The 26981-nt window shown below is 69.7% G+C and carries 26 protein-coding genes and 1 pseudogene; 14 read left to right on the top strand and 13 right to left on the bottom strand.

Annotated features, from left to right (window positions below):
* Nucleotides 1-38: 38 nt before the first annotated feature.
* The 10 genes from fliD (at nt 39) to ACFSOX_RS19020 (ending at nt 9152) form a co-directional block, all read left to right on the top strand.
* Nucleotides 39-1712: a flagellar filament capping protein FliD gene (gene fliD, locus ACFSOX_RS19065; protein WP_378479407.1), complete on the top strand. Its 1674-nt coding sequence runs from the start codon at nt 39-41 to the stop codon at nt 1710-1712.
* Nucleotides 1712-2287: a flagellar export chaperone FliS gene (locus tag ACFSOX_RS19060; protein ID WP_378479406.1), complete on the top strand. Its 576-nt coding sequence runs from the start codon at nt 1712-1714 to the stop codon at nt 2285-2287. Before fliD ends, ACFSOX_RS19060 begins: the two co-directional genes overlap by 1 nt.
* A 419-nt stretch (nt 2288-2706) precedes the next feature.
* Complete coding sequence (locus ACFSOX_RS19055; RefSeq protein WP_378479405.1) at nt 2707-3174, top strand: hypothetical protein; 468 nt, start codon at nt 2707-2709, stop codon at nt 3172-3174.
* A 14-nt stretch (nt 3175-3188) separates the two neighbouring features.
* Nucleotides 3189-3698, top strand: coding sequence for a periplasmic heavy metal sensor (locus ACFSOX_RS19050; protein ID WP_378479404.1), 510 nt, complete (start codon nt 3189-3191; stop codon nt 3696-3698).
* Nucleotides 3699-3988: 290 nt separating this feature from the next.
* Nucleotides 3989-4294: a flagellar hook capping FlgD N-terminal domain-containing protein gene (locus tag ACFSOX_RS19045; protein WP_378479403.1), complete on the top strand. Its 306-nt coding sequence runs from the start codon at nt 3989-3991 to the stop codon at nt 4292-4294.
* 63 nt (nt 4295-4357) lie between these two features.
* Nucleotides 4358-5620: a flagellar hook protein FlgE gene (gene flgE / locus ACFSOX_RS19040; RefSeq protein WP_378479402.1), complete on the top strand. Its 1263-nt coding sequence runs from the start codon at nt 4358-4360 to the stop codon at nt 5618-5620.
* A 4-nt stretch (nt 5621-5624) separates the two neighbouring features.
* Nucleotides 5625-5921: a hypothetical protein gene (locus ACFSOX_RS19035; protein WP_378479401.1), complete on the top strand. Its 297-nt coding sequence runs from the start codon at nt 5625-5627 to the stop codon at nt 5919-5921.
* A 17-nt stretch (nt 5922-5938) separates the two neighbouring features.
* Nucleotides 5939-6406 carry a flagellar protein FlgN gene (locus ACFSOX_RS19030; protein WP_378479400.1) on the top strand — a complete coding sequence of 156 codons (468 nt, stop codon included), beginning with the start codon at nt 5939-5941 and terminating at the stop codon, nt 6404-6406.
* Between the two features lie 32 nt (nt 6407-6438).
* Nucleotides 6439-8211, top strand: coding sequence for a flagellar hook-associated protein FlgK (gene flgK, locus ACFSOX_RS19025; RefSeq protein ID WP_378479399.1), 1773 nt, complete (start codon nt 6439-6441; stop codon nt 8209-8211).
* Nucleotides 8212-8225: 14 nt separating this feature from the next.
* Nucleotides 8226-9152, top strand: coding sequence for a flagellin (locus ACFSOX_RS19020; RefSeq protein ID WP_378479398.1), 927 nt, complete (start codon nt 8226-8228; stop codon nt 9150-9152).
* Here ACFSOX_RS19020 and ACFSOX_RS19015 read toward each other — a convergent pair.
* The 8 genes from ACFSOX_RS19015 to ACFSOX_RS18980 form a co-directional block, all read right to left on the bottom strand.
* Nucleotides 9127-11544, bottom strand: a complete 2418-nt coding sequence (locus ACFSOX_RS19015; protein WP_378479397.1) for a xanthine dehydrogenase family protein molybdopterin-binding subunit — start codon at nt 11542-11544, stop codon at nt 9127-9129. The genes ACFSOX_RS19020 and ACFSOX_RS19015 overlap by 26 nt on opposite strands.
* Entirely contained in the window at nt 11541-12014 is a 474-nt protein-coding gene (locus tag ACFSOX_RS19010) for a (2Fe-2S)-binding protein (protein ID WP_378479396.1), read from the bottom strand. Before ACFSOX_RS19010 ends, ACFSOX_RS19015 begins: the two co-directional genes overlap by 4 nt.
* Nucleotides 12005-12877, bottom strand: a complete 873-nt coding sequence (locus tag ACFSOX_RS19005) for an FAD binding domain-containing protein (RefSeq protein WP_378479395.1) — start codon at nt 12875-12877, stop codon at nt 12005-12007. The genes ACFSOX_RS19010 and ACFSOX_RS19005 overlap by 10 nt, the downstream gene beginning before the upstream one ends.
* Before the next feature lie 22 nt (nt 12878-12899).
* Nucleotides 12900-14426, bottom strand: coding sequence for an amidohydrolase family protein (locus tag ACFSOX_RS19000; RefSeq protein WP_378479394.1), 1527 nt, complete (start codon nt 14424-14426; stop codon nt 12900-12902).
* 31 nt (nt 14427-14457) lie between these two features.
* Nucleotides 14458-15216 (bottom strand): ABC transporter permease, encoded by a 759-nt coding sequence (locus ACFSOX_RS18995; protein ID WP_378479393.1) that lies wholly within the window; start codon nt 15214-15216, stop codon nt 14458-14460.
* 165 nt (nt 15217-15381) lie between these two features.
* Nucleotides 15382-16191, bottom strand: coding sequence for an ABC transporter ATP-binding protein (locus ACFSOX_RS18990; RefSeq protein ID WP_378479392.1), 810 nt, complete (start codon nt 16189-16191; stop codon nt 15382-15384).
* Nucleotides 16192-16196: 5 nt separating this feature from the next.
* Nucleotides 16197-17114 carry an ABC transporter permease gene (locus tag ACFSOX_RS18985; protein WP_378479391.1) on the bottom strand — a complete coding sequence of 306 codons (918 nt, stop codon included), beginning with the start codon at nt 17112-17114 and terminating at the stop codon, nt 16197-16199.
* Nucleotides 17115-17152: 38 nt separating this feature from the next.
* Nucleotides 17153-18148, bottom strand: a complete 996-nt coding sequence (locus ACFSOX_RS18980) for an ABC transporter substrate-binding protein (protein WP_378479390.1) — start codon at nt 18146-18148, stop codon at nt 17153-17155.
* Nucleotides 18149-18513: 365 nt separating this feature from the next.
* Between ACFSOX_RS18980 and ACFSOX_RS18975 the strand changes: the two genes are divergently transcribed.
* Both ACFSOX_RS18975 and ACFSOX_RS18970 read left to right on the top strand, forming a co-directional pair.
* Nucleotides 18514-18699, top strand: coding sequence for a hypothetical protein (locus tag ACFSOX_RS18975; protein WP_378479389.1), 186 nt, complete (start codon nt 18514-18516; stop codon nt 18697-18699).
* A 270-nt stretch (nt 18700-18969) separates the two neighbouring features.
* Complete coding sequence (locus ACFSOX_RS18970; RefSeq protein ID WP_378479388.1) at nt 18970-19110, top strand: hypothetical protein; 141 nt, start codon at nt 18970-18972, stop codon at nt 19108-19110.
* Nucleotides 19111-19408: 298 nt separating this feature from the next.
* Here the strand turns inward: ACFSOX_RS18970 and ACFSOX_RS18965 are convergent, their stop codons facing one another.
* From ACFSOX_RS18965 to ACFSOX_RS18955, 3 genes are all read right to left on the bottom strand, one after another.
* Nucleotides 19409-20608 carry a hypothetical protein gene (locus ACFSOX_RS18965; RefSeq protein ID WP_378479387.1) on the bottom strand — a complete coding sequence of 400 codons (1200 nt, stop codon included), beginning with the start codon at nt 20606-20608 and terminating at the stop codon, nt 19409-19411.
* A 131-nt stretch (nt 20609-20739) separates the two neighbouring features.
* Entirely contained in the window at nt 20740-22230 is a 1491-nt protein-coding gene (locus tag ACFSOX_RS18960) for a patatin-like phospholipase family protein (RefSeq protein WP_378479386.1), read from the bottom strand.
* A gap of 265 nt (nt 22231-22495) precedes the next feature.
* Nucleotides 22496-22984 carry a hypothetical protein gene (locus ACFSOX_RS18955; RefSeq protein WP_378479385.1) on the bottom strand — a complete coding sequence of 163 codons (489 nt, stop codon included), beginning with the start codon at nt 22982-22984 and terminating at the stop codon, nt 22496-22498.
* A 273-nt stretch (nt 22985-23257) separates the two neighbouring features.
* Between ACFSOX_RS18955 and ACFSOX_RS18950 the strand changes: the two are divergent.
* A pseudogene (locus ACFSOX_RS18950) lies at nt 23258-23758 on the top strand (YciE/YciF ferroxidase family protein); the annotation flags it as partial.
* Between the two features lie 275 nt (nt 23759-24033).
* On the opposite strand, the gene hemN reads toward ACFSOX_RS18950, so the two are convergent.
* On the bottom strand, nt 24034-25380 hold the full coding sequence (gene hemN, locus ACFSOX_RS18945) for an oxygen-independent coproporphyrinogen III oxidase (protein ID WP_378479384.1): 1347 nt from the start codon (nt 25378-25380) through the stop codon (nt 24034-24036).
* A gap of 221 nt (nt 25381-25601) precedes the next feature.
* Between hemN and ACFSOX_RS18940 the strand changes: the two genes are divergently transcribed.
* On the top strand, nt 25602-26114 hold the full coding sequence (locus tag ACFSOX_RS18940; protein ID WP_378479383.1) for a YciE/YciF ferroxidase family protein: 513 nt from the start codon (nt 25602-25604) through the stop codon (nt 26112-26114).
* 262 nt (nt 26115-26376) lie between these two features.
* Here ACFSOX_RS18940 and ACFSOX_RS18935 read toward each other — a convergent pair whose 3' ends face one another.
* A complete protein-coding gene (locus ACFSOX_RS18935; RefSeq protein WP_378479382.1) occupies nt 26377-26748 on the bottom strand; it encodes a hypothetical protein in 372 nt (123 codons plus the stop codon).
* Nucleotides 26749-26981 lie beyond the last annotated feature (233 nt).

Genomic DNA, 26981 nt, shown 5'->3' with positions numbered 1-26981 from the left:
ATCGCTCCGGCCCACGCGATCCGCGAGGCGGGAACTCCATGACGACCATCAGCAGCGTCACGACGAACACGTCGAGCACCTCGACCGCGTCGAGCTCGGTCAGCACCGACTGGGACGCGCTGATCGAGGAGGCCGTCGCGGCGAAGCTCACCAAGGCCGACTCCATCGAGACCAAGATCACGGCGAACGAAGCGAAGATCTCCGCCTACGAGGAGATGCAATCGCTGCTGCAGGACATCGCCGACGCCGCCGACGCCCTGCGTGCACCCACCGGAACGCTGTCGAAGGGCACCGACGTCTTCGGCCATCGCTCCGCTTATCTGACGGGCAACGGCAGCGTCGATGCGAGCAGCATCGTCGCGGTGGAGGCGGAGGACGGTGCCCAGGAGACGAGCTACGATCTCGTCGTTGTGCAGATCGCCAAGGCTCACAAGGTGACGAGCGACTCGGTCTCCAGCAAGACCGAGGATCTCGGCTTTGCGGGCGTGTTCAGTCTGCAGGTCGACGGGGGAACCGCGGTCGAGATCACCGTCGCGGCGGACATGAGCCTCGCCGAGATCGCGACGGCGATCAACGCGCAGAGCGGCACCACCGGGGTCAAGGCCTCGGTGCTGCAGGTCTCGTCCGGCTCCTACAAGCTGGTGCTCACCGCGACCGAAACGGGCAAGGAGATCTCGGCGACGGCGGTGTCCGGCGACGACGTGCTCGCCGGGCTCGGGATCGTCGACGCGGACGGCGGATTCGCCAACCAGGTGCAGGCCGCTCAGGACGCGATCATCGAGATCGACGGGATTCGGATCACGCGCGACTCGAACGAGATCAGTGACGCGATCGACGGTGTCACCTTCTATCTCTACAACACGACGCCGTCCGGAACCTCGATAACGGTGGAGATCGAGGCGGACTACAGCGACATCAAGGAGGCCGTCCAGGCGCTGGTCGATGCCTACAACGCCTACCGGGAATGGGCGGTGTCGCAGCAGGCGCTGACGACCTCGGGGACGGCGGCCGACACCGCCGTGCTGTTCGGCGACGGGACGTTGCGGAATGTCAACATGTCGATCGCCACCGCGCTGTCGACCACGATCGACGCGCTGTCGCTGGCCAACATCGGCATCACCTACGACAGCTCCAACAATCTCGTGCTCGACGAAGATACGCTCGATGCCGCGCTTCTGTCGAACCTCGAAGACATCCAGGCGCTGTTCACGTTCAGCCTCACCAGCTCGTCCAGCGACCTTATGCTGCTGGCGCGCGGCAGCGGTGCGCCGACCTCCTTCACGCTCGACATCGTGGTCGGTGAGGACGGCGCCGTCACCTCGGCCTCGGTCGGCGGCGACAGTTCGTTGTTCAGGATCAGCGGCAATCGCATCGTCGGTGTCGCCGGAACGGCCTACGAAGGTTTTTCCTTCGTGTATGCCGGTACCACGTCGGTGTCGGCCGACATCTCCATCAGTTACGGCCTGGCCGAGCGCGTCTACGTGGCGGCGAACCGCGCCGCGAACACGACGAGCGGGACGTTGAAGACGCTGATCGACAATCTCGAGTCGGTCAACACCAGCCTCGCCTCGAAGGTCACCACGATCGAGACGCGGGCCGAAAGCTACCGGACGACGCTCGAGGCCCGCTACGCGAAGTACCAGGCGGCGATCTCGCAGGCCGAATCCACGCTCGCTTACCTGAAAGCTCTACTCGCAGCCGAGGACGACTGATGGCCATCGAACGGTCCGTGCGAAAGCGCACGCTCGCCCCCAAAGCGTCGACGGGCCAGGCGCCGAATCCGGCGCCGAGCCCGATCCAGAACACGTTCGCCCAACCCGTCCCGATGTCGGCCCAAGGCGCGATATCGGCCTATCAGCGCGCCGCCGCGACGGTGCCGCCGTCGCGCGCCGTGGTGCTGCTCTACGACAAGATTCTCGTGCTGCTCAGCCGGGCGAGCCAGGCGATCGAGGAGGGGCGCACGGCCGCGGCCTGGGAGGATGTGTTGAAGGTCGCGGCGATCCTGCGCGGCCTCAGCCACATCATCGATTTCGAGAAGGGCGGTAAGCTCGCCGAGCGGCTGTTCACCACCTACACGACGAACACGCTCGTCGTGCTGCAGTCGTTCCGGAAGCCGGATGCGCCCGAGCGGTATCGGCGGATCGCGGCGGGGCTCGCCGAACTGCGCGACGCTTGGGCCGGCATCGCCGGCCTTCCGACGCGTGCCCAGGAGCAGGCCGCGCGCGGGGGGCACGCGGCCGTGCCGGTCGAGGTGGCGGCCCGTGCGGCGGCGAGCGGCCGGCGCTGAACGGACGATGGCGAGAGGCGACGACGGTGTCCGAACACCGTCTGGGCGTAACGATCCTGAAAACGCCGGCGCGGCGTCGGCGGTGCCGGCTTGCCGATCGGCGGCGCCCGTTGTAGACGCACAACCGCGTCTCCCGCGCGCCGGCGCGATGCGCGCGGCGAGGGGCACGAAACGAGCCCTGCACCGGATCGGCTAACCTGACCCGACGATATTCAGGTCGATCCGGTGCGGCGCCGGGCGCGAGCCCGACGCGTGATCGAGTGCGCTGATCACGACCTCCGGAAGGCCCTCCGAAACCTTGCGACGACGGCCGACGCGCCTGTTATGAAGCCGGACGAACGGTACCGGTTTGTTAAGGAGCTTCTGGCATTTCGAACTAAGCTAGAACTAATCGGCTTCCAGAATGGAACAGGCCGCGGATGGATATTGACGACTTCGAGGATCAGGTCGATCGATGGGGCGAGGACGTCGCGGCGTGGCCTGAGCCGTCGCGCACGCAGGCGCTGGCGCTGCTGAAGGTTTCGGCCGAGGCGCGCGAGGTGCTCGCCGACGCCGTGGCCTTGCGCGAGGCTCTCGCGGCACGCCCGGCCGTGCGCGCGCCCGCCGATCTCGCCGACCGCATCCTCGCCGCCGCGCGCGCCGCCGAACCCCTGCGCGAGCCGGCGCCGTCCCTCGCCTCGCCGCGTCGTCAACGGACAGCCGCCTCGCCGTGGTCGACGGCGCTCGCCGCCCTGTCCGGCGCCGTCCCGCGGCCCGCGTGGCGTCCGGCCGCCGTCCTCTCGGTGTGCTTCCTGCTCGGCTTCGCGAGCAGCTTCCTCACCATCGCACGAAACCAGGATCAGAGCGCGCTCGGTTTCTCCGACTCGCTCTTCCGGTCGCTGCAGTGAGCTCGAAACCGGTCATGGCTCCGTTCGGCGGCGTCTCGCGCTCCGGCGTGCTTCGGATCGCCCTGCTCGTGTCGCTCGGGATCAACCTGTTCCTGGCCGGTTCCTGGGTCGGCTCGCTCGTGCGCTCGGACGGGGGGCCGCCGCCGCGCCCGCGGCCGCTCCAGAACGCCCTCCACGACCTCGAGGGGCGCATCTCGAACGACAGCTTCGCCAAGATCGAGGCGTTGGTCGGCGAGATCGACGGACGCTTCCGGGCGAGCCCCGCCGATCCGCGCCGGATGGACGAGCGGCTGCGCGCGCTGCTCGGTGCGGAGACCTTCGATCCGGCAGCCTTCGCCGCGACGGTCGACAACTTCCTCGCGGCCCGCAACGAGACCGACAAAGGGATCGCGCGGCGCATCGGCGAGGTGCTGGCCGTTGTTCCGGTCGCCGACCGCAAGGTGATCGCCGAGGTGGTGCTGCGCGGCCCCGGCCGGCCGTTCGGCCCACCCCCGGGACCGCCCCCCGGCCCGCCGCCGCGCTGAGGCGGCGACCTCGCCACCACGGCGACGAGACGGCGTCGGCGTTCGCGGCCGCGGCCGTGGCCGGCGTGTCCCGCGCTCCCGATCGCTCGAAGCTCCGCCCCGCCACCCGCGGCCTCTCCCGGCCGGGGATCGCACCGGCGTGACACCCGCGTCTCCGGCGGCGCGCGAAAAACCTGCCGGAAAACGCCGCGTCGTCCGTTCTAACTGACGAACGTCGATCACTTCATCACATCGCGACGGACATCAGACGTCGGGCCGCCGGGCGGCCCCGACAACGGTCGAGGCATATCATGAGCGTCTCCTCGGTGACCTCCACGGCGAGCACGACGAGCACCACCGGCACGTCGACGTCGAGCTCGAACGACATCGATCTTTCGACCGCCGATTTCCTGAAGCTGATCACCACACAGCTCGAGAACCAGAGCCCGCTCGATCCGACCGACACGACCGAGTTCATGGGGCAGCTCATGTCCTACGCGACGTTCAACCAGATCAGCGAGATCAGCACGACGCTCGACACCCTTGTCGACACGATCTCGACCATGAACAGCACGGTGACGAGCCTCTACGAGGCCACCGGCAAGGCCTCGGCGTGATCGTCCGACCCCACCGGGTCCGGACCGATCTGTTGTGAACAGAGCGGTATCGAGGAGCGTATCATGAGCCTCAGCGGAGCGTTGAATTCCGCCGTCTCGGCCCTGAACTCGCAGAGCCAGGCGATCTCGATGGTGTCGGACAACATCGCCAACGCCAGCACCGTCGGCTACAAGTCGGTCACCGCGAGTTTCGAGAGCCTGCTGTCGTCGAGCTCGTCCTCGGCAGGCTACGCCTCGGGCGGCGTCGGCGTGTCGGCCCGCTACAACATCTCGCAACAGGGGCTTCTCACGTCGTCGAGCAGCGACACGGCGATGGCGATCGACGGAAACGGCTTCTTCGTCGTGCGCGACGCGTCCGGCTCGACCTACTACACCCGCAACGGCGACGCCGTGATCGACGACGCCTCCGGCTACCTGACGATCAACGGCAACTACCTGATGGGCTGGCCGACCGACCAGGACGGCAACGTGACGGTCGGTGAGACCGCGGCGACGCTCACCCGCATCGACACCGCCGCGGTTCAGAGCGTCGCCGCTGCGACGACGACCGAGATCATCCAGGCGAACCTGCCGGCCGACGCCGCCGTGGGCGACGCCTTCACCACCACGATGGACGTCTACGACTCGCTCGGCACCGCGAGCAGCGTGACCATCACCTGGACCAAGACGGCGGCGAACAACTGGCAGGCGACGTTCAGCGACGCCAGCCTGTCGTCCAACTCCGCGGTGACCTCCGGGACCGTGACCGGGACGATCGACATCGTCTTCAATGAGGACGGCACGCTGGCGAGCACGAGCCCCAGCCCGGCGACGATCTCGATCGCGGGTTGGACGACCGGCGCCGCCGACCAGACCATCACGCTCGATCTCGGCACACTCGGTGGCGCCGACGGCTTGACCCAGTACTCGTCCGATTCCGAGACGCCCAACATCGACCTCAAGAAGATCGATCAGGACGGGCTCGCCTACGGCAGCCTGACCGGCGTCACGGTCGAGGACGGCGGCAACGTCACGGCGACCTACTCGAACGGCAAGACCTACGTGATCTACAAGGTCGCGATCGCCACTTTCGCCAACGCCGACGGACTCACCACGGTGAGCGGCGGCATGTATGCCGAGAGCACCAAGTCCGGCTCGGCGACCCTGCACGAGGCGGGCGTCGGCGGCGCCGGCAACCTCCTCGGCGGCAAGCTCGAGTCGAGCACGGTGGACACCACCGGCGAGTTCTCGACCATGATCACGGCGCAGCAGGCCTACTCGGCCGCCGCCCAGGTCGTGTCCACGGTCAGCGAGATGTACGACACGCTGATGAGCGCGGTGAGGTAGCGCCGTGCACGATCGAGCGACGAGGACGCCGAAGGATCCGCTCCTGCATCGTGCCCGTCGTGCGACCGGCGAGGGCGAAAGGCTTCTCGCCGGCGTGTGCCCCGACACCCGCCGGCAGGCGGGCGAGGGCGATGCGATCCTGGCCGGCGTCGCCGAGCTCGTCGAGGTGCTGCGAGCCCTCGTCGCCGAGCGCGACCGGCTCGCCGCCGAGCTCGCCGCCGTCGACCGACGGTCCCGGGCCGTCACCGCCTATCGGACCTGTGCGTTGACCGCGCGTCCTCCGCGCCCGACGCGACCCTGAAGATCGAGGAGTGAGCCATGTCCACGTTGTCGGTCGAAAGCGACGCCCCGGTATCCAGCGCGAATCACTCGGTCGCCCGGGTGGTCGCACTGGTGGAAGAGCTGATCGCGGTCGTCGAGGAGGAGAACCGCGCGCTGGCGCGCGGGCTGCCGGCCTCGCTGTCCAACTCGACGGCGCGCAAGACGGCGCTCGCCGAGGATGTCGAGCGGTGGGTGATGCATGTTCGTCGCTACGACCTCGGCAGCGCCGCGACCGACCGTCGCCAACGCGAGCGTCTGGTCGAGCGGGCGCGCCGGCTCAAGCTCGTGATGGACGAGAACGTCGAGCGGCTGCGCGCCGCCATCGCGGCGAGCCAGCGCCGCGTCGACGCGATCATGCAGGCGGTGCGCGAGGACGTCGCCTCGCGCGCGCCCTACGGTCGGAACGGGCAGGTGGTCGGCGCGCGCGCCGCCGTCGGCTGGTGCGTCAAGGGCATAAGGGCCTGAGCCCGGCGCCCGGCCCTCGGGGGAGACGAATCATGACGCTCGCCGCCACGCGCAGCATCGCGCTGAGCTCGCTGCTGACCGCACAGACGCGAATCAGCGTCGCCTCGACCAACATCGCCAATGCCGACACCGACGGCTACAGCCGAAAGACCGCGACACAGTCGACCCTGGTGACGGCGGGGGTCGGCACCGGCGTCGAGATCACCGGAATCTCGAGCACGGTCTCGAAGATGCTGCTCAGCTCGCTTGTCGAGGCCCAGTCGCGGCTCGGTGCCGCGACCACCATGGAGGAGTACACGAGCCTCCTGCAGAACGCCTACGGCGTGACCACGGACGACGGCGACACGACCTCGGGCACCTCGATCGCCAATGCGATCGCCGACCTCGCGTCGGCCCTGACCGAGCTCGCCGACACGCCGGAGAGCGCGACGCTCCAGGCCCAGGTCGTGGGGTCGCTCGACAGCCTCGCGGCCCAGCTGCGCACGACGTCGAGCGCGATCCAGTCGCTGCGCGCCGACGCCGACGACCAGATCGAGACCTCGGTCGACGAGATCAATACGCTGCTCGGGACGATCGACTCGCTCAACGAGCGGATCGCCAGCGCCCAGGCGAGCGGTGCCGACATCAGCGACCTCGAGGATCAGCGCAACACCGCGCTCGGATCGCTCGGCGCGCTGATGAACGTCACCTGGTTCGTCAATTCGAACAATCAGGTGCACGTCTATACGAGCGGCGGCAAGGTGCTGCTCGACAGCGCCGTGCACAAGCTCTCCTACAAGAGCGCCTCGACCGTGACATCGGACACGGTGTACACCGGGACGACGCCGAGCGGCTTCTCCGGCATCATGGTGGAAGGCGTCGACATCACGTCGCAGATCACCAGCGGCAGCGTCGGCGCGCTGATCGAGCTGCGCGACGAGGTGCTCCCCGCCGCCCAGCTCGACCTCGACACGCTCGCGGTCGAGCTCGCCGCCGCGCTCAACGCCGTGCACAACGACGGGACGGCGCTGCCCGCCCCGGCGAGCCTGACCGGCACGGCCGTGCTCACCGGCACCGACACGCTCGGCGCCACCGGCACGGCGCGGTTCGCCGTGGTGGACGAGACCGGTGCTCTCGTCTCGTATCAGGACATCGATCTCTCGGCCATCGCGACCGTGGACGATCTCGTCGCCGCGATCGACGCGGTCGACGGGCTGACCGCGAGCCTGGACGCCAACGGCCATCTCGTGGTGTCGACCGACAACGCGAGTTACGGCGTCGCCGTCAGCCAGATGGACAGTGCGGTCGGTGCCGACGACGAGGGTCTGTCCAGCTGGCTCGGGCTCAACGATCTCGTCCGCGCGACGGGCGCCTCCGACTTCGCGGTTCGGTCCGACATCCTGGCGAACAACTCGCTGCTCGCCGTCTCGTCGCTCGACGGCTCGGCGACGCTCACGACCGGCACCACCGTGGTCGCGAGCGGATCCAGCACCATCGCGAACGCGCTGCTGGACGTGTTCGAGAGCAAGCACACGTTCGGTGCCGCCGGCAATCTCGGCAACACCAAAGCGACGTTCGCGGGGTACGCGGCCGAGGTGGTCGGTGCGGTCGCCACACGCTATTCGAGCGCCGTCTCCGAGCTGAGCACGGCGACCGCGCTGAAGACCAGCGTCACGGACGCGATCGCATCGAAGTCGGGAGTGAATCTCGACGAGGAGACCAATCTCCTCAGCGAGCTGCAGACGCAGTACGAGGCGGCCACCCAGATCATGTCCGTCATCAACGAGCTCTTCGAGGCGCTTCTCGAGATGGTGCAATCGGCTTGATCGGAGGTTGAGTCATGATCGGTCGCGTCGCCACTTTCGCACTGAGCGGCAAGATGATCGACGCTGCGCTGCGATCGCAGTCGCGCGTCGCGGAGCTGACGCTGCAGCAGGCCTCGGGCGAGATTTCGACCGATTTCGGCGGCCTCGGGACCAGCAGCCGACGCGTTCTCGAGCTGCAGACGGCCATCGCCCAGTCGAAGGCCTATGCGGAGTCGGCCACCAACGCCGGGAGCCGCATCGAGATCATGTACTCGGCGCTGAGTCAGATGACCGACTTGTTGACCCGTCTGCAGAGCGCCGTGACCGCGGCGACCGACGCCGGGTCGCTCAACGAAGGCACCTTGGCCAGCCTGACGACGTCGATGGGCGAGTATCTGAAGGAGTTCGCGGCGCAACTCAACACCCAGTACGAGGGGCGGTACCTCTTCGCCGGCAGTCGGACCAGCTCCGAGCCCGTCGATCTGAGCAGTTATCCGAACCAGAGCGTCCCGAGCACCGCCTCTTACGATTACTACAAAGGGAACGACGAGATTTCCTCGGTACGGGTCTCGACCGAGCAGGTCATCCGGTACGGCGTGACGGCGAACGACGAGGCGTTCGAGAAGGCGTTGCGCGCGCTCAGCATCATGGCGAACCTGCCGAGCGGAACCTCGACGCTCGACGGCGACACGCTCGACGAGGTGTTGACGCTCACCCAAGAGGCGCTGAACGGCGTCTCGACCATCCAGACCAAGCTGTCGATCAATGCGAGCCGGCTGGAGAGCGCCGTGTCGTCGCAGGAAGCGTTCCAGGATCAGGCCACGGCGATCGAATCCACCTTGACCGACGTCGACATCGCCGCCGCGGCGGCCGAGTTGTCGACCCGGCAGACGCAGCTCGAGGCGGCCTACGCGGCGATCGCAAAGATCCAGAGCCTCAGCCTCGCGGACTATCTGAGGTGATCGACGCGGGCGCGCCGGAGCGCGCAGCGTCCGGGCGGGTTCGGATCACGCCGAGGGCGGCGAGGATTCGCTCGGGTGTGCAGGGGATCTGCGCGAGCGTGACGCGGCGGGCGGACAGCGCGTCGTTGACGGCGCACAGCACCGCCGCCGACGCACCCGTGGTGCCGGCCTCGCCGACGCCGGCGATGCCGAGATCGTCGTCGCCGGACGCCGGACCGTGGGCATGGAGAAGCTCGATGTCGCAGAGCTCCGGCGCGGTCGGGACCAGATAGTCGGCGAGGCTGCCGTTCAGGAGCTGGCCGTCGGCATCGTAGAGCAGCTCCTCGAACAGCGCCGCGCCGAGCCCCTGCACGACGCCGCCGCGGATCTGTTCGTCGACCAGCAGCGGGTTCACGACGAGCCCGCATTCGTGCACCACGACGAAGCGATCGAGCCGCACCTTGCCGCTGTCCGGGTCGATCTCGACCACGGCGAGCTGGAGCCCGCAGCCGGGCCGGAACGGCGCCTCGCTGCCGTAACTCGCCGAAGCGACGAGCTGCGGCTGCGCGCCCGGCACCTCGTGCGGGCGGAAGTGGGCGATGACGCCGATCTCGGCGAGCGTGAAGCGCACCGCGCCGGTCGCCGCCTCGACGACGGCGCCGTCGCGGATGTCGAGCGCCGCGGCGTCGGCTTGGAGCAGCCGCGCCGCGATGTCGAGGATCTCGGTCCGCAGCGCGCGTCCGGCCCGCCACGCCGCCTCGCCACCGATCGCCATGCAGCGCGAGCCCCAGGTGCCGCCGCCGTGGAAGCTCGTCGCGGTGTCTCCCGTGATCATTTCCACGGCGTCGAGCGGAACCCCGACGCTGGCGGCGATCACCTGAAGCACACCGGTCTCGGCACCCTGGCCTTGCTCGGTGATGCTGGACAACGCGCGGATGCCGCCGGTCGGCTCCAGCCGCAGCGTGCAGCCGTCGCGGCTCGACACCGCGACGCCGCCGGCGCCGTAGAAGCCGGAGCCGCGCGCCGTCATCTCGACGAAGCAGGCGAGGCCGAGCCCGCGCAGTCGCCCCTTCGCGCGCGCCGCGGCGCACTCGGTCTGGAGCGCGGCGACGTCGAGATGCGCATCGAGCGCCGCAAAGCACTCCTCGAAGGCGAGACGCGCGTAGGTGACACCGGTCGGCGCCGCGTAGGGCAGATCGGTGCCGCGCAGGAAATTGCGCCGGCGCACCGCGATCGGATCGAGCCCGGCTTTTCGCGCGGCGTGGTCGATCAGGACTTCGGTGACGGCGCAGGCGATCGGCTGGCCGACGCCGCGATAATGCCCCGACATGCCCTTGTTCTGGAACACCGCGGTGGCGCGCGCTCGGATCGCGCCGAACTTGTAAGGAGCGCCGGTCTGCGCCACCACGGCGCGACCCTCGCCGGCGCTGGAGCGCGGGAACTGCGAGTAGGGGCCGATGGCGTGCAGGTCGTCGACGTCGAAGGCGAGGATGTCGCCCTCGGCCGAGAGGGCGACGCGGCCGTGCACGACATGCTCACGCGCGTGAATGTCGGCCGTGAAGGACTCCAGCCGGTCCGCCGTCCAGGCGACCGGCCGGCCGAGCAGCATCGCGGCCGCGCACACGGCGATCTCGTCGCCGTAGAGCTGCTGCTTGATGCCGAAGCCGCCGCCGATATCGGGGGCGATCACCCGCACGCGATGCTCGGCGAGGCCGAGCAGCACGGCGAAGTCGTTCTGCATCTGGTGCGGGCACTGGTGCGAGTGATGCACGGTGAGGCGCCGCTCGGTCGGATCGAACTCGGCGATCAGGCCGCGCGGCTCGATCGGAACGCCGGTATGCCGGCCGAACCGGAACGTCTCCTCGGCCACCACGCCGGCGGCCGCGAAGGCGGCGTCGACGTCGCCGCTCGCGTGGCTCTGCACCAGACAGACATTGGTGCCGAACGCGGGATGAATCACGTCGCTGCCGTCGCGCGCCACCTGCGGATCGGCGACGGCCGGCAACGGCGTCCAGTCGATCGTGATCAGGGCCGCGGCGTCCTCGGCGACGGCGCGGCTCGTCGCCACGACGAGCGCCACCGGCTCGCCGGCGAAGCGCGCCGTGTCGATCGCGAGCGCGTGCTGGAGCGGCGCGTTGAGGGCCGGGAACAGCCCGTGCACGCCGCGCCACAGCCGGCAGACGGTCGCGATGTCGGCCCCGGTGAACACGGCGGCGACGCCGGGCAGAGCCTTCGCCGAGGCCGTGTCGATCGCTTCGATGCGGGCATGGGCGTGGGGCGAGCGCACCACGGTCGCGTGCAGCATGCCGGGAATCTTGACGTCGCCGACATAGCGCCCGCGCCCGTGCAGCAGCCGCCAGGTGCGCCGATGCGGCAGCGCTTCGCCGATGGGGGCGGGGAACAGCTCGGTCATGCGCCGCCTCTCGTCGCCACCGCCTCGATCGCGTCGACGATCGCCTGATAGCCGGTGCAGCGGCAGAAATTGCCGGACAACGCCTCGCGGATTTTCTCACGCGTCGGAGCGGGCTCCTCGGCCAGGAGCTCGGCGGCCGTGAACAGCATGCCGGGCGTGCAGAAGCCGCATTGGAGTGCGGCGTGCGCGTGGAACGCCTTCTGGAGGGCGGCGAGCCGGCCGTTGCGCGTCGCGCCCTCCAGCGTCTCGATCACGGCGCCATCGGCTTGCGCGGCGAGCATCAGGCAGGCGCGGGCCGTGCGGCCATCGACCAGAATCGTGCAGGCACCGCAGACGCCGTGCTCGCAGCCCACATGCGTCGCCGTGAGCGCGAGCGCGTCGCGCAAGACGTCCGCCAGCGTCTCGCGCGTCGACACGGACGCTTCGACGAGCTCGCCGTTGATCGTGCAGACGATCGGGATCATCGGCATGCCGCGGCCTCCGGACGGGCGAGCGCGCTCGCAACGCGGCGCAGCGCGACGCCGGCGAGATGGCGCCGATATGTTTCGCCCGCCGCCGCGCTGTCGCGCACCTCCACCGATGCGAGAGACGCGACGGCGCGTTCGATCAGCGCGTCGTCGATCGGGCCGGACGACAGGATCACGGCCGCCTCGGCGGCGAGCACCGGCGTGTCGCCGATGCCGAAGAAGGCGAGGCGAACCTCGGTGAGGCGATCCCCATCGGCGCGCGCCGCGGCCGCGAGGCCGGCGAGCGCATAATCGCCGCTGCGGCGGGAAAACTCGACGAAGGCGAAGCGTGACGCCGGCGTCGCGACCGGCACGGACACCGCGATCAGAAGCTCGTCCGGGCGGACGGCGGTCTGATACAGCCCCTCGAAGAAATCGCCCGCCGCGGCCGTGCGGGTACCGGACGCCGACGCCAGCGTGATCTCGGCGCCGAGCGCCAGCACGCAAGCCGGGAATTCGGCCGCCGGATCGGCATGCGCGAGCGAGCCTGCGAAAGTGCCGCGATTGCGGATCGCCGGATGGGCGACATGCGGCGCCGCGGCGGCGAGCAGCGGCGCGGCGCGCGCGACCAGCGGATCGGCGGCGATGTGGTGGTGGCGCACCAGGGCGCCGATCACCAGCCGGTCGCCGACGACCTCCAGGCGGTCGAGCCCGGCGACACGGTTGATGTCGATCAGGCGCTGCGGGCCGGCGAGCCGCATGGCGAGCAGCGGCATCAGGCTCTGCCCGCCGGCCAGCACCTTGCTGTCGACGCCGGTCTCGGCGAGCAGGGCGAGCGCGTGCGCGACCGTCTCGGCCCGCACGTAATCGACCTCGGCGAGCTTCATGGCGCGTGCCCGTCGGCGCTCATCAGCGGCCCGTGAACAGCCGGTTGGTGCCGACATCGGCGGCCCAGATCTTCCGGTGCGCCTGCGCGATCCAGGGTTTCAGCGTCTCGACGCGCGCCGCGATGGCGGCGAAGTCCGCGCGGAACTGCGGCACCACGGCCATCACCTCGTCCAGAAGTGCGTCCTGGTCCATGGTGGCGAGGCGGCCCTTCCGGATCACGACGCGGCCGTCGACCATCACGGTGTCGACGCCGCGTCCGCCCTCGGTGTAGACGAGCTGTCGCGTCGCGCTGTTGAGCGGCACGTAGGACGGATCCGTCAGGTCGATCAGCACGAGGTCGGCGCGCGCGCCGGGCACGATGCGGCCGAGATCGTCGCGTGCGATCGCATGGGCGCCGCCCGTGGTCGCCGCCGCGAAGGCGCGGCGCGACTGGTCGGGGCCGGGCTCCGGATCGCTGATGTGGACCAGCAGCGCGAACAGCTTCATGGCCTGGAACATGTTCTGCGCGTCCGAGCACGAGCAGTTGTCGCAGCCGAGCGCGATCGACACGCCGGCCTCCTGCAAGGCACGGATCGGCGGAATGCCGCTCTTCAGCTTGGTGTTGCTGAGCGGGTTGATCACCACATTGGTGCCGGTGCGGGCGAGAATCTCGATCTCGTCCGGCAGCAGCCACACCGAATGCGCGAGATTGAGCCGCGGACCGAGCAGGCCTTCGACCTCGAGCCGCCGGATCAGCGAGCCGCCGTGGTCGGGGTATTCGAGCCGGGCCTGCAGGGCCATGCCCTTCGACTCGTAGATGTGGGTGAAGATCGGCAGATCATAGGTCTTCGCCAGCGCCGCGGTGCGCTCGATCAGGGCGCGCGTGCAGCGCTCCGGCGCCGAGGGGCCGAGCGCCCAGGTGACGCGGGCGCCTGGCATATGCCGCTTCAGGATGTTGTCCTCGAACCAGGCGAGCTGGTCGATCTTCTTGTCGGGCTCGGCCGCGGTCGAGAGATAGGGATGGTACTCGGCCGGGAAGATCTCCTTCCAGAAGGGAATCGTCTCGATGCCGCGGATGTCGGCGTATTGCAGCGCCACCACGGCGCGCACGCCGATCTCCTCGTAGGCCTCGACCACGGCCTCGAAATGCTCGGGGTCGAACGGGTAGAGCGTCACCATGTCCTGCACGGTGGTCATGCCGGAGCGCAGGCATTCGAGCGCGCCGATCAGGGTGCGGGCGCGGATCTCGGCGCGCGAGCGCTTCGGATACTGCGGTGGCAGCGCGAGCAGGCGCCACGTCTCCAGTGGCGTCTCGTCCATGCTGCCCTTGGCGAGCGTGTCATGCGAGTGATAGTGCGCATTGACGAAGCCCGGGATCACCAGCCGGTCGGTGGCGTCGAGCGTCTCGAAGGCTTCGCCCTGTGCCCTCAATTTCGCTGCGAGGTTCGTGCCGATCTCCGCGATCGCGCCGTTCTCGACGAGAATGTCGCAGCGCTCGCCCTGGTGCGGATCGCCGTCGGCGAGAAGGGCGCGACCGTTCTCGATCAGGATGGGGTTGTTGTTGTTCATTGAGACCTCGATGAGCGGCGCACGGGACGGCTCAGCGCGAGCCGGCATAGAAGTCGAAGCGGCGCTCGACCATCCCGACCAGCTCGACCAGCACGAAGGCGAGGGCGAAGACGACGAACACCAGGGCCCAGAACTCCTCCATGAGAAAGTTCTGGAGATAAAGCTCGAACAGCTCGCCGAAGCCGAGCAGCGCGATGATGATCTGGCCGATCACCACGCCCTTGACGCCGCGCACGACGGCGAGCCGAAGCCCGGTGAGGATTTCGGGGAGCGCACCGGGTAACAGCACCTTGAAGAAGATCTGCGAGCGGGTGCCGCCGAACACCCGCGCCATGTCGACGAGCGAGCCGCCGACATGGCGGATGCCGGCCTGGGTGTCGATCACCAGAACCCACACGGCGAACAGGAACACGGTCGCCACCACGGTGGTCTGGCCGATGCCGAGCAACGGCATCAGGGCCGGCACCAGTGCGGTCAGCGGTGCGCTGATGAAGATGTTGACCCAGACGTCGAGGAGCCGTTCGGCCGGGCGCCACACGCCCATCAGCACGCCGAGCGGGATGCCGACCACGATCGCCAGCGCCATGCCGACGCCGAAGGCCTGCGCCGTGACGGCGAGCGCCTTCATGAAAGCGTCGGTCTGCACCAGCTCGACCGCCTTGGCGACGATCGCGCTCATCGGCGGGATCAGGTCGATGCCGCCGAACCGGCCGATCAACTCCCAGATCGCCGCCCAGACGAGCAGCGAGAACCCGGACGGCACGTGATCGAGGACGCTACGCGGGGTCATGGGCGGCTCCGCGGAATCGTGATCCGTCATCCTGAGGTGCTCGCGCCGCGAGCCTCGAAGGATGCGGCCCGAGAATCGACACGGGCGCCCGGGCCGTCGCCCTTCGAGGCCCGGCTTCGCCGGGCACCTCAGGGTGACGGTGATCGTCGGTGGTCGCCGCCGTTCTCATTGCAGGTACTGCTTCAACATGTCCCAGATCTCGTCGACCGTGTCGAGGTAGCGGCGGTCGCGGCGGATCTGGTCGGGGGGCATGTCGTGGGCGATGCCGGGGTCGCGGATCGCCGAGACGCGGCTCGGCCGGCGCGACAGCAGCACGACGCGGTCGGAGAGATAGACGGCCTCCTCGATCGAGTGGGTCACGACGATCACGGTCTTCTTCTCGACCGCGAGCAGCGCCAGGAGATCCTCCTGTAGTTTGCGTCGCATCTGCTCGTCGACGGCCGAGAACGGCTCGTCCATCATCAGAATCTCGGCGTCGACCGCGAGCGCGCGGGCGAGGCCGGCGCGCTGGCGCATGCCGCCGGAGAGCTGGTTCGGATACTGGTTCTCGAAGCCGGAGAGGCCGACCTCGCGGATGTATTTCGCCGCGATCGCCTCGCGCTCGGATTTCGCGACGCCGCGCAGCTCGAGCCCGAAGGCGACGTTGCGCAGCACGGTCGCCCACGGCAGCAGCGCGAAGTCCTGGAACACCAGCGCGCGCTCCGGCCCGGGACCGATGACGGGCGTCCCGTTCACCGCGACCGTTCCGGTGGTCGGCCGCAGCAGGCCGGCGATGATCTTCAGGAGCGTGGTCTTGCCGCAGCCGCTCGGACCGAGCAGCGTGGTGAGCTTGCCGCGCGGGACATCGAGGTCGATGCCGTCGAGCGCCGTCACGCCGTTGGCGTAGCGCATGGTGACGCCCGCGACCCGCACGATCGGCGGAGCATCGGCGGCGGGAGACGCGCCGAGCGTCGAGGCGGGCACGGGAAAGGCCATCGGAATCATCCGGAAACCGCGTGGTCCGGCCGGAACAGCCGGTTCTCGAGGCGCTGCAGCAGCGCGAGTGTCACGGTGGCGAGCGCCAGGATCGAGAGGATCGCGGCGAACATCTTGTCGTAGCGGGCGATCGACCGGTTGTAGCTGATCAGGTCGCCGATGCCGGTGGGCGAGATCAAGAGCTCGGCCAGCACCACGCCGATGAAGCCGGCCGAGATGCCGAGCCGCAAGCCAGCGAAGATCATGCCACTCGCATGCGGCAGCATGATCTTGAACACTTGCTGGATCCGGGTGCCGAGGAAGGAGCGACACATGTCGAGGAGCGACGCATTGGTGTTGCGGATGCCGCGATACGAGTTCAGCACAACGATGGGGGCGGCGAGCAGGATCACGGCGGCGGTCTTCGAGGTCGGGCTGACCCCGTAGAAGTAGGTGAGCAGCGGGATGATGGCGGCGACCGGTGCGGTCTGCAGCACGACCATCAACGGCATGCCGATCCACTCGACGCCGCGCGACAGGCCCATGACGATGCCGAGCCCGACACCGAGCACCGCGACGATGCCGATGCCGACGAGGAGCGGCGGCAGCGTCACGGCGTAGGCGCGGCCGAAGTCGCCGGCCGCCGCCATCTCGACGAAGGCGACCGCGACGCGCGAGAACGGCGGAAAGGCGAGGCTCACGGGCCAGCGCCCGGCGATCTCCCAGGCGCCGAGCACCAGGACGAAGGAGGCGACCTGCCAGGGCCAGCTCTTGTCCCGCCAGCTCTTGTCCGGCCAGCCGTCGTCGCGTAGGCGCTCGCCGCGCATACGCTCGCCGCGCCGTGCGGGTGCGGGGCTGTCCGCATCGGCGACCGCCGCGGCCGGACGGTCGGCCGCCTCGGGGGCAGCCGCCCCGCCGCGCCGCGACGTCTCGATTCGTGTCATCGCGGCACGAGCGGGGGCATGCGGGGTGGTCCGTCCGCTCAGTTCGTGCCGACCTTGGCGAGCGCAGCGTTCAGGGGCGCGAGATCCCAGAAGTCCTCGACCCGGTAATCGGCATTCTGGCCCTTGAAACGGCCCGCCGCGATCAGGAAGTCGAAGTCGGCCTTGGCCGCCGCGGCGCCGCCGCCGTCGGTCGGGAACAGGCCGCCCGGCACGGCCATCTCGAAATACGGCGTGATGTCGTCGGCGAGCGCTTTCGGCAGATCCTTCAGGAGGCCGAGCTCGGTGCGCAGCTTGGCCGGGGTCTTGGGGTCGGCGTTGACGGCGCGCAGCGACTTCAGCAGCTCCTCGCACAGCACCTGCACCAGCTCCTTGTTGTCGGCGATGAACTTGGTCGTGGCGTAGAAGATCTCGTCGCTCGCCGATTGGGTCTCGACCGGGAGGACGATGAACTTCTTCGGATCCTCCTCGGTGAGCTTGCGAGTGTTCGGCAGGTCGAGCAGCGTCGCCTTCATGGTGCCGCGGCGCATCGCGATGATGCGCACCTCGGAGCCCGGCACGAAGCTGATCTGGCCGAACTTGATGCCGTTCGCCTTCTCCATCTGCAGGGCCAGGGCCTCGGTGGCGGAGCCGCGCGCGTGCACGGCCATGTCGGCGCCGGCGAGATCCTTCCAGGTCTTGTAGGCCTCGCTGTTGACGACCGGGAAATAGGCGACCCGGCGGAGCAGGAAGAAGTGCCGCACCGGCGCCTTGAGCGTGTCGATGCCCTTGTAGGCGTCGCCGATGCCGATATCGATCTCGTTGTTGATCACCGCCTGGAAGACGACGTCGTCGGACTTCAGCGCGACGACGTTGAACTTGACCCCGAGCCGCTTCTCGGCGTTCGCCATGGCGATCAGCTCGGGCAGGTTGTGCCCGGTGAGCGTGTCGGCCTGGCCGACCCGGATGACGCGCTGGGCGGCGGCGGGCTCGGTCCAGGCGAGGACGGCCACGGCCAGCCCGGCGGCACAGCAGGCCAGACGAGCGAGGGTGAGCATGCGAGTTCTCCGTCGAGGCGAGTGCATCGGCCATGCACGCGGCGGGGCCCGGACCCGGTCGAATTCCGCCGGCATTTCATCACAAAAGCAAATCAAAACATGTGATTGATTAATCCAGATGAATTATAGATGCGCATTCGTCGCGCGGTCGCCCCTCCGACCGGCCGATCGCGGCCTCCCGCGGAATGCCGGGCAGGAGCGGGAACGGCGCATCCTGGATCGCCGCGTGTCGCACGGGATCCGGTGCCCTGTGGACGATTACAACCAAGCGTAGACGCGAGCAAGCTGTTCGAGCTAATGTCCGTTCGTCTTGCGGGAGGGTTTCGGCGGGGGACCGAGTGATGCGTCGAACGCCACGACAGGTTTTGCTGGATGCCGAGCAGCATCGGCGGAACGCGACGCGCTTCGCCGACCGCGCCGGGGCGACGAGTTCGAGTCGGGAGCGCGACCACTTCGCGATGATGGCGCGCACCTCCGAGCTGCTCGCCAAGAACGCCGAGTGGCTCCGCTCCATCGATACCTTCCTGACCGACTGGCGCCCGAAGGCTTAGGGCACCGCCGACCGTCCGGTGTGTGCTGCCGGCGGCATGCGCTTCGCCGACCGATAACCCGTCGCGTGGCCAGGTTGCCGATGGCCCGCGCGCGATCCGCGACGGCGCTCCGGCCGCCTGCCGGCCGGCCGCCGATCCTCGGGCCGTCCGGCGCGAATCACTCGTCCGGGCGAGGTCTGCAAATCGTTAATAAATCGTTACCGCCCTGGAACCGAGTGCCCCGTTGCGCGTTGAGGTGGAGCAGGGGGCATTGTTCTCCAGGGGACATTCATGTTCGACGACACCGCCTACGACAATGCCATCTACGACCGCACCGGGGGCTCGGCCCATCTGCTCGGTTTCGACCGGGGCGACTGGCTGCTGCTGGTCAGCGGCTGCGTGCTGTCGACAGTTCTGACCTTCCTGGTCTGATTCAAGACGTTTGGTTCAAGTCGTTTGATTCAAGACGTTTGATCCAAGACGTTTGATCCAAGACGTTTGATCCAAGACGTTTGATCGACCACGCCGGTGGGCCGATGCACAGGCTCTGAGCGCCGCCTCTGCTCGGCGCGGATATCCGGCGAGCCCAGCCCGCGTGATCCATTCCGATTGGCGTTGCCGCGACGCCTCGGTCGTTCCGCCCCGCCTGGGCCGGCGTCCTTGAGACGGCCGCGAGCCCGCCGAACGATCAGGCGCTGCACCGGAGACTTGCCTCCTCGGCCGCGATTCGTCACGCGCGAGCCAGCGCGGCCGACGCAGTGCGCTCCACCGCCTCGATGGCGGTCAGCCGTGCCTCCATGACCGCGAAGGCGAGCCGGATCGCCGCGAGCTCGTCGGCCTTCCACACGAGCTGCTGCCACGGCCGGGCGAACTCGATGTCGCCGCCGATCCGGTGGCCCTGGTCCTCCAAGGCGCGCGCCGTCACGTCGTCGGCTTCGTCGATCGGCACGAACACCTGGTAGCGGACGCGCTCGTCGTACCAGGCGAGCGTCAACGGCTCGGACAATACGCCCATGGTGAGCCAGGCGCGCTCGTAGAGCCCCATTCGGATCTCGACATCGAGGCTCGCCGCGACGCAGACCTCCCGGCCGGCGAGCGCGTCCGGCGGCGGTGCCCCGAGTGGCCCGTCGTAGACGAAGATCGGTGCATAGCGCTCCGGATCGAGGCCGTCCGCGAAGGCCACCCAGTCGTCGATCCGGCTGTTGCGGCGGGGCGAGAGCGCGCTCGCCCGCAGCGTGATCACCACGGCCCGGCGACCGCCGGCGACTCGGGTGAGATACTCCACGGCGGCCCGGCGGCCCGGAGCCGTGGCGCCGAGCAGCGGCCATACCGTGCCGGCGCGGCGCGCCTCGTCGCGGGCCGCGCCCGGATCGGGCCGCAGCGGCAGGAAGATGCGATAGCCGTCCGGATAGACCCGGCGGTCGTCGCCGGCGATCAGCGACCACGCCTGCTGGCGGTCGCCGCAGACGGCATGGCCGCGCACCGAGGGCATCAGCGCGAGCAGCGGCAACAGCTCCTGGCGCAGCCGGTGCAGCCGCGTCTCGGGATCCTCGGCCATCTCGTGCGCCGGCGTCTCCCGCTTCACGCCGTGATGCGGACCCGGGACGACGATCACCACGAGGCCGCCGAGACCGCGCTTGCGCCGCTCGATCTCGGCCGCCGCGAGCGCCGCGACGAGGTCGTAGGACACGGGCGCGACCGCGAGATCCCAGACGAGCTGCAGGCAATCGTCCGACCACGCCTCGCTCGCCGTCGTGACGCGGCGGAAGCGATCACCGACCGCCGAGACCGCCCCCCTGACCTTGCGGGTGAGGGCGAGGCGGGGCTCGGCGAGCTCGTTGCGGGCGAGGCGCAGCAGGCTGCGCGGGCCTTCGGTGCGCAGGCCGTACCAGAGGCCGCGAAGCGTGGAGACGCGAAACAGGCGGGGCATCGGGGCTCGATCGATCTGGTGACGCAATCGGCTCAGCTTTGGACCCGGCCGCGCCGTGCCGCAAGAGCGCAGGGGCCGCGTCCGCCGGGGCGGCGCCGGCCGCCGGTCCGAGGCCCCCGCGCCGCAGCCGTTCACTGCGCCGTGGCGCCACCCGTCGGCGGGCTCGCCTGCGCGGCGGAGCCGTCGGTCGGTCCTGCGACGGGGAGCGTGGCAGGAGAGGACGGTCCCCCGGCCGCCGTGTCGGCGCTCCCGGTGCCGGGCAGCGCGGCGCGGAACGGCGTCGCGCTCTTGCCCTGGGCGATGCCGCTCTCGAACAGCGCCTTCATGTAGGCGGGGTCGAACATGCCGCGGCTCGGGTGATCGAAGCCCTGGTCGACATAAGCGATCTCGAAGCCGATGCCGGCGCGCCGCGCCGCCGCGGCGGCCAGGAGCGCCGTGGTCCGGCTGCCGCGCTTGACGCCGATCGACAGCGAGCGGCCGAGCACGCCGACCAGGCTGCGGTCGGTCACGTCGAATTCCGGCCTGAGCTTGCCGTTGATCACCAGCGTGACGCGCTTCATCGGCAGCTTCGAGGCCCCGGCGAGCAGCATCGAATCCGGTGCCACGTACAGCGTCGAGGCGAGGCCGCCGTCGACATGCATCTCCTGGATCTTGCGGCCGTTCGTCTCCGTCTCGATCATCATCGGCGGGAACAGGCCGGGGATCGCGCTCGACGCGACCAGCACGTCGCGGAACAGCTTGGCCGAGGCGTCGGTGCCGGCGGCCGCGATCGCGCCCATGTTCCAGGCGACCGGGCGGGCCGTGTCGAGATTAGCGGTGAGCACGATCAGCCGACGGCCGCGCCTGTGCTCGGCCGCGACGGCATCGATCAGCTCGCGGGTGATGTGCCGCTCCAGGTACTTGCGCAGCGGCCAGGTGTCGAGAAGGCTCTCGCGGGTGCGCTGATCCTCGAACACCTCCGCCGCGTTCAGGGCCATGAAGTTGTCGCGCATCTCGCCGTCGCGCGACGGGCCGAGGAAAATGAAGGGGGCGAGCAGGGCGCCGGAGCTGACCCCGGTCACCACGGCGTAGTCGGTGCGGCGGCCGCTCGCCGACAGGCCGGTGAACAGGCCGGCGCCGAAGCCCGAGTCCTCGCCGCCGGCGGAGAGCGCCAGCCAGGCGTCGCCGGCGCCGCCGAGGACGCGCAGATAGTCCGCCTCGGAGTCGCCCCAGAAGCGGGCGTCGGGAATACCCGGAACGACGGCGAGCGCCAGATCCGCAGCCTTGAAGTCACGGCCGCTCGGCTGCGTCTTGCCGGTCGCCTCGCGTCCCGCCGCCGCCGTCGCGGCGGCCCCGGTCGCCGCCGCGCCGGCGCCGGCGGCCGGGGCCGCCTGCTGCTTCTGCTTGGCGAGACGTGCCTTGCGGGCCTCCGCCCGGCGCAGGCAGGCGGCGTAACGGGCGTGCTCGGCATCGTCGGCGAACGCGCCAGGCTCCACCAGCGTCTTCGGGCAGACGAGCTTCTGGCGCGGTGCCGCGTCGGCCGGCGTCGCGATCGCGACGACCGCGAGGCCGATGCCGAGGCTCGCGGCGAGCCCGAACGGAAGGAACCGGAAGACGCGGCACGTCGGCGACCACGATCGCATTGTCCACCTGCCTCGAATGGTCCACCCGCCGGCGATGCTGCGATCGGCATCACGCGGCGGGGGCTGTGGCTTGCATGCGGCAGCGGCCGCTACGCATGCGTGGCTTCGGCTCGTAACCCGGTTCGAACGGCCACGAGACGACCGGTCGAGTCGGCACGGACATGATGCCGGCTTCTATCACGTTGCGCGTGTTTTTTTTGTGATGCCCGCGGGTTGTGCAAATCCGACGGGAGTCGCCGCCACGCCGCGGCCACATCGGCGCGGGTCAGCGGCGCGTGGCGAAATAGCCGCCGAGCAGCGACAGCAGGCCGGCCGCCGCCAGCGTGGTCAGGCCGAGCGCCGTCGCGGCCCCGACCGGCAGGCCGGCCGGCGCGCCGGCGGCGTGGCCGGCCAGCGCGAGGCCGGCGACGAGCGCGAGCCCGCCGATCCAGTGCAGGATCGCGAGATCGGCTTCGGTGCGCGACAGCCACCGCGTCACCAGGGCGATCAGAAAGCCGGCCGCGAAGGCGGTGAGCGCGATCGCCCACCAGGCGAAGGCCGAGCGCATCTGGCCGCTCCGCAGTCCCATCATGTCGCGCCACGCGGCGCCGAGATCGAGCCCGAACCGCGCGAAGGCGAGCTGCGCCGCGATCGTCGCCGCCACGCCGCCCAGCACGGCGACGCACAGGATCAGGGCGCGCGCGGGCGGCGCCGTCTCGTCGATCGCGGATGCGGTCGTCGTCGGGGTCGCTCTGCGGTTCGCTGCGCGGTTCATGACTCGGCTCTGGCTCGGCTGTGGCTGGGCGTGTCGGGCTCGGCGGCGACACCGCCTCGGCGGCGACACCGCGGCCTCTTGGCGGTCGAAACGACTCGCGACGCCGCGCATCCTGCGCAATTTCGCCCGCGATTCAACTCGTACACCGGCGCGTCGCGGAACCGGCCCCGCGATCGGTCGTTGGTGGCGAGATTACGACTGTCGCGACGACCGCATCGATCGCGCGCGACGATCCCCCGAGGTCCGCACCGGACCGTCCCAAGGAGCCCCCGAATGGCGATGTTTTCCGATCAGATCCGCACCCTGGACGATCTCTTCGTCCATCAGCTCGAGGACATCTATTACGCCGAGCGTCGGATCGAGAAGGCGCTTCCCGAGATGATGGAGAAGGCGAGCGACGCCGAGCTCAAGCGCGGCTTCAAGACGCATCTCGCCGAGACCAAGCGCCAGATCAAGCGGCTCGACCAGGTGTTCAAGGCGCTCGATCAGGATCCCAAGGGCACCGAGTGCCCGGCCATCGACGGCATCCTCGCGGAGGCCGACGACGTCGCCGGCGAGGTCGAGGACAAGGAGGTTCTCGACGCCGCGCTGATCGCCGCCGCCCAGGCGGTCGAGCACTACGAGATCACCCGCTACGGCACGCTGGTCGCCTGGGCGAAGCAGCTCGGCCGCAAGGACGTCGCGACGCTGCTGACCGAGACGCTGCGCGAGGAGGTCGCCACCGACAAGAAGCTCACCGTGATGGCGAAGAAGGCGGCGAACCCGAAGGCCTCGGGCAAGGCGCCGCCGCGCCGCAGCCCGGCCCGCGGAGCCGCGTCGCGCGGCAAGGGCAAGACCGGCGCCAGGAGCGGGGTGAAGACGGCGGCGAGGTCGGCCAAGAAGGCGAACGGCCGCCGCGGCCGCGCCGCCGCCTGATCCGCGCAGTCGCATCGGCCGGCCTTAGCGAGCGCCCTCCTGAAAACGACGATGGCCGGGGCGCGCCCCGGCCATCGCAATATGGTCGTCAGTACGACTTTGTGGCCGATGGGCCACCGAATTCCCGCGGCGGCCTACACGGCCACCGAATGGCGCGAGCGGTTCTGCGGCAGGTAGGCGTCGAACGCCGCCGCCACCAACCGGACGAAGTGCCGGCCCTCCTCGGTGATGACGATCCGTCGGCCGTCGACCCGCACCATGCCGGCGGCGACCAGGCCGTCGAGATCGCTCAGCTCGTGGGCGAAGCCGGTGTCGAGGCCCGCCGTCAGCTTCTCCGGCAGGGCGTCGAGATCGACCGCGAGGTCGCACATCAGCCGCTCGATGACCTCGGCCCGCAGCACGTCGTCGGCCGACACCGCGACGCCCTTGATGGTGGCGAGCGAGCCGCTCTCGACCGTGCGCGAATAGCCGGCGATGTCGACGGCGTTCTGGATGAAGCCCTGCGGCAGCTTGCCGATCGCCGAGGCACCGAAGCCGATCAGGCCGTCGGCCTCGTCGGTCGTGTAGCCCTGGAAGTTGCGGTGCAGTCGGCCGCCGCGCTGCAGCTTGGCGAGGTCGTCGTCGGGCCGCGCGAAGTGGTCGAGCCCGATCGCCACGTAGCCGTGGCTCGCCAGCGTGCGGGCCGCCGCCTTCACCTGCTCGATGCGCTCGCCGGGGCCCGCCAGGGCGGCGACGTCGATGAGCTTCTGGTTGCCCTTGAACCACGGCACGTGGGCGTAGCCGAACAGCGCGAGGCGGGCCGGATCGAGCGACGCGGCGAGCGCGGCACTCTTCTCGACGTCGGCGATGGTCTGATGCGGCAGGCCGTACATCAGATCGATGTTGATGCGATCGATGCCGGCCTTGCGCAGCATGGCGGCGGCGTCGCGCACGATCTCGAACGGCTGGATGCGCCCGATCGCCTCCTGGACGTGGGGCGAGAAGTCCTGAACGCCGAGGCTGGCGCGCGTGATGCCGATGCGGGCGAGCGCGTCGGCCAGCTCCTGCGTCAGCCGGCGCGGATCGAGCTCGATCGCGTGCTCGTGCAGGGTCGAGAGATCGAAGTTGCTCTTGATCGCGTCGACGATGCGGCCGAGCCGCTCCGCCCCGAGGATCGAGGGCGTGCCACCCCCCCAGTGGATGTGCACCACCGTCTTGCTGCCGGCCTTGGCCGCGACCAGGCCGATCTCCTCGATCAGCCGGTCCGTGTAGGCGTCGAGCGGCGCGTCCCGCCGCACCGCCTTGGTGTGGCATCCGCAATAGAGGCAGATGTCGACGCAGAAGGGGACGTGCAGGTAGAGCGACAGGGTGGAGCCCGCCGGCAGGGCTTCGAGCCAGCCGGCATAGGTCTTGGCGTCGACCGTCGGCGAGAAGTGCGGCGCGGTCGGGTACGACGTGTACCGGGGGACGTTTCGTTCGGCGAGCGCGATGACACTGTTCATGGGCCAAGAGTGTAAAGGACGATTGACGAAAACGACCTTGATCAAGGTCAAACAGCCCGGCGATCGGTGCAGCCGTAGATGTCTTCGGAAGGCCGGAACCCGCGTGTTTCCGGGCCGTTGGTCCGGCGAGCCGCGCCTCGAGCTTCGGGCCGGCACCCGGCGCGCGACGAGGCTGCGCCGCCGCGACGACCCCTGCAAACCCCCGTCACAGGATCCGAGCAATGGGCATTTTCTCCAAGGACATCCGCACGATGGACGATCTCTTCGTGCACACGCTGCGGGACGTCTATTACGCCGAGAACCGCATCGTGAAGGCGCTGCCCGAGATGATCGAGAAGGCCGGTGACCCGCAGCTCAAGCGGGCCTTCAAGGCGCATCTCGGCGAGACCGAGACCCACATCGCCCGCCTGCAGCAGGTGTTTCGCATGCACGGCCTCGAGGTGCGCGGCGTCGATTGTCCGGCGATCGACGGCATCATCGAGGAGACCGACGACGTGGTCGGCGAGGTCGACGATCCGACGGTGCTCGACGCCGCGCTGATCGCCGCCGCCCAGGCGGTCGAGCACTACGAGATCACCCGCTACGGCACCCTGATCGCCTGGGCCAGGCAGCTCGGCCGCACCGACTGCGCCAGCGTGCTTCAGACGACGCTCGACGAGGAGAAGGCGACCGACCTCGCGCTCACCGCGATGGCCGAGGGCAGCGTCAACCAGAAGGCGCGCGCCGCCCGCTGATCGGCGCTGCTGCGGCCGCCGGAGCGATGCGGTGTCCGCCCGCTCGGGGGTCGACGCGACCCGCCTGATCGGCGGTCCCGAGGCGGCCCGGGCGGATCGACGCGGAGGACGCGGAGGACGCGGACCTGGCGCGGATCGCGCACCGATCTTGCGGGATCGATCATGCGCAGGCCATCACGACACGACCCGGCGCCATCGCTGGCGCCGGGTCGGGTCGAACGGGTTCGCGGCGGTGGAGCGCCGGGGGCAGGCGGTGCGCCGGTCAGCGGCGCTCGGCGGTCCAGCGGCCCGAGCAGGCGCCGGTCGACGAGTTTCCGGCCCAGGTGCCGCCGCCGTAGTCGCGGCCGAGCCGGCCGCGGCCGTCGGCGCGCGAGCCACCGGCCGCGACGCTCACGGCGACGGCGCCGCCCTTGCCGACGCGGCCGCGGAAATCCATTCCCATCTCGCCGGCGTACCGAACGATGCCGTCGACGATCTGCACGCTGTACCGATAGGCACGGTCGCAGGTTCCGCGGTCAGTGATGATGACCACGCTCCACGCACCGTCGTAGGGGGTGCGGGCGGACGCCGGCTGGGACGCGAAGGCGGCGAGCACGACCGCTGCCGCAGCCGACGCCGTAACAAACCGAATCATGGGATCCTCGTGGCTGATAACGAGCTTCGAGACGGGACTACCCGGGCGAACGCAGAACCGACGCACGATCCGAGCCGAGCGGCAGGCGCTCGACCGACACGCTCCAGCAACACCACTATCCAGACAAGAAATCGGCGGGCGCCGTCAGACGTCCGCCGTGTCGCGATCGCAATGTGAAGTTGTCTAGCCGATTCGGCCTCGCCCTGCGACCCTGCCATGGAGGCGGCGTGGTT

It is taken from the genome of Rhodoplanes azumiensis (genome assembly GCF_042682915.1).
Lineage (GTDB): Bacteria > Pseudomonadota > Alphaproteobacteria > Rhizobiales > Xanthobacteraceae > Rhodoplanes > Rhodoplanes azumiensis.
This window is presented reverse-complemented; position numbering and strand designations above follow the sequence as displayed.